The organism is Shewanella sedimentimangrovi, from assembly GCF_017354965.1.
Taxonomy (GTDB): domain Bacteria; phylum Pseudomonadota; class Gammaproteobacteria; order Enterobacterales; family Shewanellaceae; genus Shewanella; species Shewanella cyperi.
On sequence record NZ_CP071502.1, the window covers coordinates 2074797 to 2086327 of the forward strand.

General features: G+C 53.4%; 12 protein-coding genes and 2 tRNA genes. 8 read left to right on the forward strand and 6 right to left on the reverse strand.

Annotated elements, in window-relative coordinates:
• Positions 1-40: 40 nt before the first annotated feature.
• Positions 41-544 (reverse strand): leucine-responsive transcriptional regulator Lrp, encoded by a 504-nt coding sequence (gene lrp / locus JYB85_RS09000; protein ID WP_207323015.1) that lies wholly within the window; start codon positions 542-544, stop codon positions 41-43.
• Between the two features lie 179 nt (positions 545-723).
• On the opposite strand from lrp, the gene ald reads away from it, so the two are divergent.
• A complete protein-coding gene (gene ald, locus JYB85_RS09005) occupies positions 724-1836 on the forward strand; it encodes an alanine dehydrogenase (protein WP_207381905.1) in 1113 nt (370 codons plus the stop codon).
• Between the two features lie 164 nt (positions 1837-2000).
• Positions 2001-2954, forward strand: a complete 954-nt coding sequence (trxB, locus tag JYB85_RS09010) for a thioredoxin-disulfide reductase (RefSeq protein ID WP_207381906.1) — start codon at positions 2001-2003, stop codon at positions 2952-2954.
• A gap of 126 nt (positions 2955-3080) precedes the next feature.
• On the opposite strand, the gene rplT is transcribed toward trxB, so the two are convergent.
• The 4 genes from rplT to thrS form a co-directional block, all read right to left on the reverse strand.
• Complete coding sequence (rplT, locus tag JYB85_RS09015) at positions 3081-3440, reverse strand: 50S ribosomal protein L20 (protein ID WP_011637486.1); 360 nt, start codon at positions 3438-3440, stop codon at positions 3081-3083.
• Positions 3441-3457: 17 nt separating this feature from the next.
• Positions 3458-3652 carry a 50S ribosomal protein L35 gene (rpmI, locus tag JYB85_RS09020; protein WP_207323018.1) on the reverse strand — a complete coding sequence of 65 codons (195 nt, stop codon included), beginning with the start codon at positions 3650-3652 and terminating at the stop codon, positions 3458-3460.
• An 85-nt stretch (positions 3653-3737) separates the two neighbouring features.
• Positions 3738-4277 (reverse strand): translation initiation factor IF-3, encoded by a 540-nt coding sequence (gene infC, locus JYB85_RS09025; RefSeq protein ID WP_207323160.1) that lies wholly within the window; start codon positions 4275-4277, stop codon positions 3738-3740.
• Positions 4278-4280: 3 nt separating this feature from the next.
• Entirely contained in the window at positions 4281-6209 is a 1929-nt protein-coding gene (gene thrS, locus JYB85_RS09030) for a threonine--tRNA ligase (RefSeq protein ID WP_207323019.1), read from the reverse strand.
• A gap of 242 nt (positions 6210-6451) precedes the next feature.
• On the opposite strand from thrS, the gene JYB85_RS09035 reads away from it, so the two are divergent.
• Together JYB85_RS09035 and JYB85_RS09040 are read left to right on the forward strand one after the other, a co-directional pair.
• Positions 6452-7186: an SDR family oxidoreductase gene (locus JYB85_RS09035; RefSeq protein ID WP_207381907.1), complete on the forward strand. Its 735-nt coding sequence runs from the start codon at positions 6452-6454 to the stop codon at positions 7184-7186.
• On the forward strand, positions 7186-7386 hold the full coding sequence (locus tag JYB85_RS09040; RefSeq protein ID WP_207323161.1) for a CPXCG motif-containing cysteine-rich protein: 201 nt from the start codon (positions 7186-7188) through the stop codon (positions 7384-7386). Before JYB85_RS09035 ends, JYB85_RS09040 begins: the two co-directional genes overlap by 1 nt.
• On the opposite strand, the gene JYB85_RS09045 is transcribed toward JYB85_RS09040, so the two are convergent.
• Positions 7380-7994, reverse strand: a complete 615-nt coding sequence (locus JYB85_RS09045) for a riboflavin synthase subunit alpha (RefSeq protein ID WP_207381908.1) — start codon at positions 7992-7994, stop codon at positions 7380-7382. The genes JYB85_RS09040 and JYB85_RS09045 overlap by 7 nt on opposite strands.
• 30 nt (positions 7995-8024) lie before the next feature.
• Between JYB85_RS09045 and JYB85_RS09050 the strand changes: the two genes are divergently transcribed.
• From JYB85_RS09050 to JYB85_RS09065, 4 genes are all read left to right on the forward strand, one after another.
• Positions 8025-9392, forward strand: a complete 1368-nt coding sequence (locus JYB85_RS09050) for an MATE family efflux transporter (protein ID WP_207381909.1) — start codon at positions 8025-8027, stop codon at positions 9390-9392.
• 141 nt (positions 9393-9533) lie between these two features.
• Positions 9534-9610: transfer RNA gene (locus JYB85_RS09055), tRNA-Val, on the forward strand.
• Between the two features lie 37 nt (positions 9611-9647).
• Positions 9648-9724, forward strand: a tRNA-Val gene (locus tag JYB85_RS09060).
• Positions 9725-9865: 141 nt separating this feature from the next.
• Positions 9866-11497: a methyl-accepting chemotaxis protein gene (locus JYB85_RS09065; RefSeq protein ID WP_207381910.1), complete on the forward strand. Its 1632-nt coding sequence runs from the start codon at positions 9866-9868 to the stop codon at positions 11495-11497.
• The last annotated feature ends 34 nt before the right edge of the window (positions 11498-11531 follow it).

Genomic DNA, 11531 nt, shown 5'->3' on the forward strand with positions numbered 1-11531 from the left:
GAGCCGAAGCTCCCTTTTGTTATACTGCAAGCCTTAAAAATCAGGCGTCTAGCAGGTTGTTCAGCGCCACTTTGCTGGTTTGCTTTACCTCTTCCATCACCACGTAGGTACGGGTATCTGAAACAGATGGCAGCTTTAACAGGGTTTCGCCGAGTAAACGACGGTAGGCTGACATGTCTGACACCCTGGTCTTCAACAGGTAGTCGAAATCACCGGAAACCAGATGGCATTCCTGGATATCATCAAGCAGTTGTACTGCCCTGTTAAAGCGGTCAAACACTTCTGGCGTATCGCGGTTAAGCGTGATCTCAACGAATACCAGCAGTGATGCCCCCAGGAAATGGGGATTGACCAATGCGGTATAACCGTTGATGTAGCCTTGTTTCTCGAGTCGTTTAACCCTTTCCAAACAGGGAGTTGGACTAAGTCCTACCCGCTTTGACAGTTCAACATTGGAAATGCGCCCGTCAATTTGCAGCTCGTTAAGGATGTTGCGATCGATACGATCCAAGTCTTTTACTGGATTCTTTTTATTATAAGCCATATTTCTGACCTTGTTTTATCGCTAAAACAATATTAAATGTTGTGTATGTCGAAAGTTCAGCAGCATAAACTGCTGGGGGAATACTATACTAGATATCCCTGAATTAATCACGTTCAGGACGCTATAAAATAACAATTACGCCCACATTAAGTGGGTTTTTATGCAATTGAGGCTCGAAGATGATAATTGGTGTACCAAAGGAAATCAAAAACCATGAATATCGTGTTGGTATGGTTCCATCAAGCGTTCGTGAACTGACGCTCAAGGGTCATCAGGTTTTTGTCGAAACCAATGCCGGTAACGGAATTGGCTTCACCGATCAGGATTATATCGATGCAGGCGCCGCCATTCTGGGCACTGCAGCCGAAGTCTTTGCCAAAGCTGAAATGATTGTAAAGGTTAAAGAGCCACAAGCGGTTGAGCGCGCCATGCTGCGCCACGACCAAATTCTCTTTACCTATCTGCACCTGGCTCCCGATTTGCCACAGACTGAAGAGCTGGTGCAAAGCGGTGCCGTGTGTATCGCCTACGAAACCGTAACCGACGACCGTGGTGGTTTGCCCTTGTTGGCCCCCATGTCTGAAGTTGCCGGTCGTATGTCTATCCAGGCCGGTGCCATGGCGCTGGAAAAATCTGCCGGTGGCCGCGGTATGCTGCTCGGTGGTGTCCCAGGCGTTGAACCTGCCAAGGTTGTCATCATAGGTGGCGGCATGGTGGGTACCAATGCTGCGCAAATGGCCGTAGGTATGGGTGCCGATGTTGTGGTACTCGACCGTTCTATCGATGCCCTGCGTCGTCTGAACGTACAGTTCGGTTCAGCGGTTAAGGCTGTGTATTCCACTGCCGATGCCATCGAGCGTCACGTACTGGAAGCCGATCTGGTTATCGGCGGCGTATTGATCCCAGGTGCTGCTGCACCCAAGTTGGTTACCGCCGACATGATCAAGCGCATGAAGCCAGGCTCTGCCATTGTTGACGTGGCTATCGACCAGGGTGGCTGTGTGGAAACTTCCCACGCGACTACTCACCAGGATCCTACCTACATAGTTGATGACGTGGTGCACTACTGCGTAGCCAACATGCCAGGTGCCGTGGCCCGTACTTCAACCTTTGCGTTGAACAACGCCACCCTGCCCTACATCATCAAACTGGCGAACCTGGGTTACCGCGAAGCCCTGCTGGCGGACAAGCATCTGCTGAATGGTTTGAACGTGATGCACGGCAAAGTGACCTGTAAGGAAGTGGCTGAAGCCCACAACCTGCCTTACGCAGCGCCAAGCACTCTGCTGTAAGTCAGACCGTCGAATGAAGGGAGCCCCAGGGCTCCCTTTGTTTTTGTGGAAACTGTGATAGACAGCACAGATTGACCCAATCGGATCTCTGTTGGCGGATACCCTTTACCCTTGACGGTAAATTCCCTACAATCCGAGCAACTTATCTGGGCACGGAGAGAATAATGAGCCAAGCCAAACATTGTAACGTATTGATTTTGGGTTCAGGCCCAGCGGGTTACACAGCAGCCGTCTATGCTGCACGCGCAAACCTTAAGCCCGTCATGGTGACGGGTATGCAGCAAGGTGGTCAGCTGACCACTACCACTGAAGTGGAAAACTGGCCCGGTGATGCAGATCACCTGACCGGTCCTTTGCTGATGGAACGTATGCATAAACATGCAGAAAAGTTTGATACCGAGATCATCTTCGACCATATCAACGAAGTGACCCTGACCGAGCGCCCCTTCAAGCTCAAGGGCGACAACGGTGAGTACACCTGTGATGCGCTGATCATCGCCACCGGCGCTTCGGCCCGATATCTTGGACTGCCCTCGGAAGAAGCTTTCATGGGACGCGGCGTCTCCGCCTGTGCCACCTGCGATGGCTTCTTCTATCGCAATCAGAAGGTCGCCGTGATTGGTGGCGGTAACACTGCGGTTGAAGAAGCCCTGTATCTGTCCAACATCGCCTCTGAAGTGCACCTGGTACATCGCCGCGATACCTTCCGCTCCGAGAAAATCCTTATCGATCGTCTGATGGACAAGGTAGCCAACGGCAATATCGTCCTGCATTTGGATGCGACCCTGGACGAAGTGGTAGGTGACAACATGGGTGTGACCGGCGTTAAGCTCAAGAGCACCAAGGATGACAGCATTGAAGAACTGGCCGTAGCCGGCGTGTTCGTGGCCATTGGTCACAGCCCCAATACCGGTATCTTCGAAGGCCAGTTGGAAATGAACAACGGTTATCTCAAGGTGCAGAGCGGTCTGAATGGCAATGCTACCCAAACCAGCATTCCCGGCGTGTTTGCTGCCGGCGATGTTATGGATCAGCACTACCGTCAGGCTATTACCTCTGCCGGTACCGGTTGTATGGCAGCCCTGGATGCCGAGCGCTTCCTCGATGCCAGCCACTGATTTCAGTGTGCGGTAAAAAAACCGGTGCCATGCACCGGTTTTTTATTGCCACCATGAGACTGGCGGCGATAGAGCGAAAACGAAAAAAGGGACCAGAGGTCCCTTTTTCAATTCCACTCAAACCAATTACTTGGTCAGAGCTTCTTTTGCCTTTTCAACCAGAGTTGCAAATACAACTTTGTCGAATACAGCGATGTCGGCCAGGATCTTACGATCGATCTCGATAGAAGCCTTCTTCAGACCGTTGATGAAACGGCTGTAAGACAGACCATTCTGACGAGAGGCAGCATTGATACGTGCAATCCACAGTTGACGGAATTGACGTTTCTTCTGACGACGGTCACGGTAAGCATATTGACCAGCCTTGGTAACTGCCTGTACCGCTACGCGATAAGTACGCGAACGGGCACCGTAGTAACCTTTGGCAAGCTTCAGAACCTTCTTGTGACGAGCACGTGCGGTAACACCACGCTTAACTCTTGGCATTTTCTATCTCTCCTAAATTAAGCGTATGGCAGTTGACGCGCGATTGCTGGAACGTCGGCTTTGGCAACCAGGCATTTGGCGCGCAGATGGCGCTTACGCTTGGTGCTCTTCTTGGTCAGGATGTGACGCAGGTGGGCTTGCTTGCGCTTGAAACCATTGGCGGTTTTCTTAAAACGCTTCGCAACGCCGCGGTCAGTTTTCATTTTTGGCATGACTACAAACTCCGCATTGGGATGTTAATAAAACGTAAGGCGAACAGGCCTTCCGAGGAAGGCCTGTTACTTTCAACTTGCCCTACTATTTCTTTTTGGGTGCCAGCACCATGATGGCTTGGCGGCCTTCCATTTTCGGGAAGGACTCGACAACCGCATACTCTTCCAAATCGGCCTTGATACGGTTCAACAGATCCATACCCAGGTTTTGGTGTGCCATTTCGCGACCCCGGAAACGCAGCGTGATTTTCGCTTTGTCACCGTCTTCAAGAAAACGAATCAGGTTGCGTAGTTTTACCTGATAGTCGTTTTCGTCAGTTCCAGGACGGAATTTGATTTCCTTAACCTGGACCTGCTTTTGCTTCTTCTTCTGTTCTTTTTGTGCTTTCGACTTATCGAACAGATATTTACCGTAGTCCATTATACGACAGACTGGAGGTTCTGCATTTGGACTGATCTCAACGAGATCGACTCCGGCTTCATCGGCCAACTCTTGAGCTTCTCTGATGCTGACTACACCAATAGCTTCACCATCAATGCCGGTTAAACGCACCTCAGGTACGCCGGTAATTTCTTCATTGATTCTGTTCGGGGCCGATTGACGCCCTGCTTTTTTGATCTTTATGACCTAATCCTCCAACAATTTGAGACTACGATGCGAAATTTGTTCTTTTACCTTGGAAGCGAATAACTCTATCGACATCTTTCCAAGATCGACCCCGTCACGGGTTCGCACCGCGATTTCCCTGTTCTCCATTTCCTGGTCACCGACCACCAACAGATAAGGGACACGCCTTAAGGTGTGCTCGCGTATTTTAAAGCCAATTTTCTCATTCCTCAAGTCTTTAGATGCACGAATGCCCTGTTCTTTGAAGAATTTGACAACTTCTTCAACATAATCAGACTGCTTGTCCGTTATGTTCATCACAACAACCTGCATAGGCGCCAGCCAGGTTGGGAAGCGACCAGCATATTCTTCTATGAGAATGCCGATAAAACGCTCCAAAGAGCCCAAAATGGCACGGTGGATCATCACAGGTGTCTGGCGACTGTTATCTTCGGCCACATAGGTGGCCCCCAAACGACCAGGCAAGGCGTAATCCAGTTGCACTGTGCCGCACTGCCAGGCGCGGTCGAGGCAGTCGTGCAGGGTAAATTCAATCTTGGGTCCGTAGAAGGCTCCTTCGCCCGGCAGGATTTCGAAACTGATGCCGTTGGCATTGAGCGCTTCGATCAGGGCTGATTCAGCCCTGTCCCACATGGCATCGTCACCAATGCGCTTTTCCGGACGGGTAGACAGCTTGACCACAATGTTCTGGAAACCAAAGGTGGAGTAAGTGTCATAGACCATCTTGATACAGGCGCTCACCTCGGTCTGCACCTGCTCTTCGGTACAGAAGATATGGGCATCATCCTGGGTAAAGCCACGGACCCGCATCAAGCCGTGCAGCGAACCTGATGGCTCATTGCGGTGACAGCAACCGAATTCCGCCATACGCAGCGGCAGATCGCGGTAGGACTTCAACCCCTGGTTGAAAATCTGCACGTGACCCGGGCAGTTCATCGGCTTGATGGCATATTCACGGGCTTCACTGCTGGTGGTGAACATGGCATCAGCGTATTTGTCCCAGTGACCGGAACGCTCCCAGAGCACCCTGTCCATCATGAACGGACCTTTTACCTCGTCATACACATACTCATTGAGCTTGTGACGCACGAAGGTTTCCAATTCGCGGAAAATGCTCCAGCCATCGTTGTGCCAGAACACCATTCCCGGTGCTTCTTCCTGCATATGGTACAGGTCGAGCTGCTTGCCAATCTTACGATGGTCGCGTTTGGCCGCTTCTTCCAGACGGGCCAGGTGGGTACTGAGGGCTTTCTTGTCACCCCAGGCGGTACCGTAGATGCGTTGCAGCATCTTGTTGTCGGAGTTACCGCGCCAGTAGGCACCGGCCACACTCATCAGTTTGAAATGATGGCAGAAACGCATATTTGGCACGTGGGGACCACGGCACATGTCTGTGTATTCTTCGTGATGGTACAGGGCCGGGGTAGCATCCTTGGCGATGTTCTCGTCCAGGATCGCCATCTTGTACGACTCACCGCGGCTTTCAAAGGTGTCACGGGCTTCCTGCCAGCTCACCACGCGTTTGATCACGTTGTAATCTGTCTTGGCCAGTTCCAGCATGCGCTTTTCCAGCGCGTCCAGATCATCCTGATGCAGCTTGTGGTCCAGATCCACATCATAGTAGAAGCCGTTGTCGATCACAGGACCAATGGCCATCTTGGTTTCGGGCCACAGTTGCTTGATAGCATGACCGAGCAAGTGCGCACAGGAGTGGCGCAATATCTCCAGACCCTCTTCATCCTTGGTGGTGATGATGGATAAGGTGGCGTCATCGGTTATCAGATCACAGGCATCTTTCAGTTCGCCATTAACGCGACCGGCAATACAGGCCTTTGCGAGACCAGGGCCTATGTCGGCGGCAACATCCAGAGTGGATACGGGATTGGCAAACACACGTTGGCTGCCATCAGGAAGTGTAATTACGGGCATGAATAGTCCTTTTTCCAGTGGTGACCCACACGCAGGGCCACATGGGCATTAAAATGAAAAACATCCGAAGGGTAAGGCAGTACAGGAGCCTTGATGCCGTTTCCGGATGTTGAATGATAAGTTTACGGCATAGGCGCTATCGGCACAAGCAAACCGGCAGCTTGCTATGCTTGAGAGTCTAAGGGGTGCGGAGTAAGCTTGCCCGACTTAAGTTTTTGAATATCTGTGATTAGGAGATTTATATGCAGCATTGGGCACTGATCACCGGAGGCAGTCGCCGCATCGGCGCTGCCATAGCGCGCAATCTCCATGGGGCCGGCTACAATGTGGCGCTCCACTATCATGAGTCGGCGGAGGAAGCGACCGCCCTCGCCGCCCACTTCAACAGCATACGCCAGGGCTCATGTCGCACATTTCGTGCAGACCTTGCCGAAGCCGCTGAGCTCGACAGCCTTATCGATCAGGTCAAGCAGCTCTCCGGGCTGAAGGTACTGGTCAACAACGCAGCTGTGTTTACCACAGACGCCCGGCCTTTTTCCCGGGCTCAGGCATCATCGATACTGAATACCAACTTGCTGGCACCCTATGCGATGGCAACGGCTCTTGCCCCCCTGTTGGCCCAGCAACTGGGGGTGGTCATCAATCTGCTGGATATCCATGGCCGTCGCCCGCTGAGGGGCCATGGCCTATACTCTATATCAAAGGCAGCGCTGGAAATGGCGACCCTGTCTCTGGCCCAGGAGCTGGCCCCTTCCGTGAGGGTGAATGGCGTGGCACCGGGCGCAATATTGTGGCCCGAAACCAGTGATGGACAGGCGATACAGCAGGTGTTGGGGCAAATTCCATTGAGTCGTGCGGGAGAGCCTGAAGATATCGCCCGAACGGTGCGTTTCCTTGTAGAGGCCCCCTATATCAGCGGGCAAGTAATAGCAGTGGATGGAGGCCGCAGTGCCTGTGGCTTCCAGGGAGCAGGATGATGAAGGTGAAAACCCAGACCATCTGTTGCCCCCACTGTGGCCATCATCAGCACATTGATGTTGACGCCAGTGGCGGCGATCAGGATTACTACGACGACTGTCGTATATGTTGCAACCCCATACATCTGCGTATGCACATTGACGAGCTGCACCGCAAGATTGAACTCTTTGTCGATGGGGATGACGAACAGCTCTATTGAACTTGGCGGGCCGCCAATACCCGCTCGACCGTATCCACTATGGTCTGGGTTTGACTGTCGATTTCGATATTGAGCCAGTCGCCTTCGCTCACCTCTGACAGGTTGGTGAGCCTCAGGGTTTCCGGGATTAAATGGAGCCGGAATTGGTTCCGGGTCACCTCACCCACGGTCAGGCTGCAGCCATTGACGCCGATAAATCCCTTGTAAAGTACGTATTTCATCCACTGTGGCGCCAATTCAAGCCTGAGATCTTTCTGCATTCCATTCATCTGCACCCCGACCACCCTGGCCTTGGTATGTATGTGGCCGGACAGCAGATGCCCGCCAATTTCCTTGCCGAAGGTCAGCGAGCGTTCAATATTTACCCGGCTGCCCGGAACCAGTGCTGCCAGGTTGGTCAGGCTCAGCGTCTCTTCCATCACATCAAAAAACACCCTATCATCCTGCCATCCGGTCACCGTCAGGCATACGCCATTGGTGGCAATGCTGGCACCGAGACTCAGATCTTTTCTCAATTCCGGCGGTAAAGAGATTGCCAGGGTGTTAAGTTTGTCTTTCTTTTGAATGTCCACCACATCGCAGGTGGCTTGCACTATACCCGTAAACATTTTCTCACTCTGTCGTTGTAGGGCGAACCCATGCATCAATCAGGCTTCCAGGCCAAAAAGCTTATTCAACTGGCATTGCCCGTGTTCATTGCCCAAATAACCCAAACCATGATGGGCTTTATCGATACCATGATGGCCGGTCGCGTCAGCGCCACGGATATGGCCGCAGTGGCTGTCGGCACCAGCCTGTGGTTGCCTGCCATTCTCTTTGTGCACGGCATGCTGATGGCCTTTACACCCCTGTTTTCTCATTACCACGGCGCAGACGATTCAAAATCCATTCGTCCTCTGGCATTCCAGGCGGCCTATATTGCCACAGTTGGCGCCATTGGCGTGATGCTGTTTTTGGGGTCTGCGTCCTTATTGCTCGACAAGATGGACCTGGAGCCGCTGTTGCAGGCACAGTCCGAAGGATACCTCAACGCCATTCTCTGGGGCGCCCCGGCCTATGTGCTGTACCAGGTGCTTCGCGGTGTCAGTGAAGGGATTTCCTATACCCTGCCAACCATGGTCATAGGCTTTGTTGGCCTAGCGGTGAATATCCCGGCCAACTACATCTTCATATACGGCAAGTTTGGTATGCCGGCAATGGGTGGTGCCGGGTGCGGAGTCGCGACCGCGCTGGTGTTCTGGGCCATGTTGCTGGCCATGACTGTCTACATGCAAGTGCATCGCAAATTTGGCGAGGTTAAGCCATTGGGAAGTTGGCATCGGCCCCACGGAAAGACCCTGTGGCAAATGCTCAAACTGGGTATGCCGATTGCCATGGCGCTGTTCTTCGAAGTCAGTCTGTTTGCCGTAATCGCCCTGCTGCTTGCCCCACTGGGGGCAATCGTGGTCGCAGGTCATCAGATTGCCCTCAATTTTTCGGCCATGGTGTTTATGTTGCCTTTGTCGGTCGGTATCGCCGTGTCTATCCGGGTTGGATACTATCTGGGGCGCGAGCAGGCCGATACCGCGGTACTGGTCACCAGGGTTGGTTTAACGCTGGGGTTTGTATTGGCAGCCTTTACCGCTGTGATGACTGTGTGGCTGCGATTTGATATCGCCCGGTTGTACAACTCCGAGCCCGAGGTGGTAGCCCTTGCCGGCAGTCTGATGTTGATGGCCGCCCTGTACCAGTTGTCAGACTCGGTGCAGGTGGTGGCTGCCGCAGCCCTTCGTGGTTATAAAGATACCCGCAGCGCTTTTGGGATCACCCTGATTTCCTATTGGGGCGTTGGCATGAGCCTGGGCTATGTGCTCGGCTATACCGACCTGCTGGTTCCCGCAATGGGGGCCCATGGTTTCTGGACCGGCCTTATCGCCGGCTTGACCACTGCGGCAGTACTGTTTGCTATTCGCTTGAGATCCATACAAAAAAGCGGCAGACGTTTCGAATTCACCTCCGGCCACTGACTGTCTGCGGCTGAATTTGAAATCAATTGGCGCCCCGTTGCACAGCAAATCACCATTTAAGCGATTTTTGATGATTTTTGCTTGCATGCCTGGCACCGGGCCACTTAATATAGCGCTCGTTCGCTGCCAAGGCGACAATGTACACCCGTAGCTCAGCTGGTTAGAGCACTACCTTGACATGGTAGGGGTCGGTGGTTCGAGTCCACTCGGGTGTACCACTCTCTTCACAGAGTCAAAAAATGACAGTCATACGATACACCCGTAGCTCAGCTGGTTAGAGCACTACCTTGACATGGTAGGGGTCGGTGGTTCGAGTCCACTCGGGTGTACCAATCAAACCTGCATATTGCAGGTTTTTTTATGCCTGCAATTCCTGCCGTTCGCCCTGCTCCATCCCTGACTTCCTACGCCAGACCTTCCCGAGTTGACCAAGCGACTACAATTAAGGTCTTATGGTTAAATGAGATGACATCATGTTCACCAGCCTCAGAGCCCGATTCAGTCTGCTGTTTATTGTTCTGACCCTGTCCCTGCTGTTACTGAGCGTCATAGACGAGTGGCGCAGCAACCATACCGCACGACTCGCAACGGCCCTGGGCAGCCAGTTCAACCCGGCCATTTCGGCGGTACTCAATGCCGATCGAGACTTGTATCAGGCGCGCCTGGCGGAATTGCAACTGATGACCATTGCCCAGCGCGCCGATGCCCGTCAAAAGCAGCTGGACAGCATAGCGGAAAATCTGGAGCAGGCCCGCGACCGGATGGAGCAATTCCGCACTTTGCTGAGCGAATTTACCGAGGTGCAACAGGCCACCCGGGGCTTTGATGCAGCGTTCCGGAAATGGCAGCAGGATCTCGATACCAGCATAGCTCTGGCCGAAAAGGGCGCCATCGATGAGGCTCTGGCCCACTATAAAGACGTTTCCGGGAAAAACTTTTCAGCCCTGCGGGACATATACAACGCCGCGGGAGAAGCTGCCGACAACCAGGCACAGGACCTCGCCGCGACCGGTAATGCCGGTGCTGAGCGCAGCGGCTGGATTTCGCGTACCATCACCTTAATCCTGGCCCTGTTGTCACTGTTAATTGCTTACATGGGCCCCAAATACCTGGTTGAAAACCTGGCGGCCATTACGAACAAGGTGCACTCCCTGGCACGTGGTGACGGCGATTTGACCCAAAGAATTGGCATTGCCCGCCAGGATGAAATCGGCACCCTGGCCCGGGCCATTGATGACTTCATAGAGCAACTGCAACAGATGGTGGCGGCTGTGGTGGCCAATGCCGACACCCTCGGAAATGAGCTGCAAACCCTCGACCAGGTGTCGGCCCACACGGTTGAGCTGACCCATAAGCAGGGACAGTCGATTGAATTGGTGGCGACGGCAGTCAATCAAATGGGCGCCACGGTACGCGAAGTGGCGGAAAATGCACTGCAAACCGCTGCCGAATTGAATCAGGTCCGGAGTCAAACCCAGGCAGGACAGAAGGTGCTGGAACATTCCGTCGCCAAAATAGGCCAGTTGGCCGACGCCATTAATCATGCCGCCAAGGTCATAGGTGAACTTGAAAGCACCTCGGAGAACATAACCTCAGTGCTGCATGTGATCCGCGACATTGCCGAGCAAACCAATCTGCTGGCACTCAATGCGGCCATTGAAGCCGCCCGCGCCGGAGAGCAGGGTCGCGGCTTTGCTGTGGTGGCCGATGAGGTCAGAACCCTCGCCAGTCGCACCGAAAAATCCACCGAGGACATTCAGCGTATGATCGCCGCCTTGCAAGCCGGCGTGACCAGCGCCGTTGCCGGGATAAGTAAAGGCACTGGCCTGGTGGAAGAGACCGTTGGCCTGAGTGACGAGGCCAAGCGTGCCCTGGCGCAAATCAGTGAGGCCACGGAGCGTGTTGGCGATATGTCGGCCCATACGGCAACCGCCACCGAAGAGCAAAGTCAGGTCACAGAGGATATCAATCGCAACCTGAGCGAACTGTCAGAGTTGAGTCACAATACCGTCGCTCTGGTGGACGACAGTCAATCCAGCGCCAACCGCGCCGGAACCCTGGGGCAACAGCTCAGGCAACAGGTGGCCAGATTCAAGATCCGCTGAGCGGGAAAGACGGGGCAATTAATTTCCAGATAAC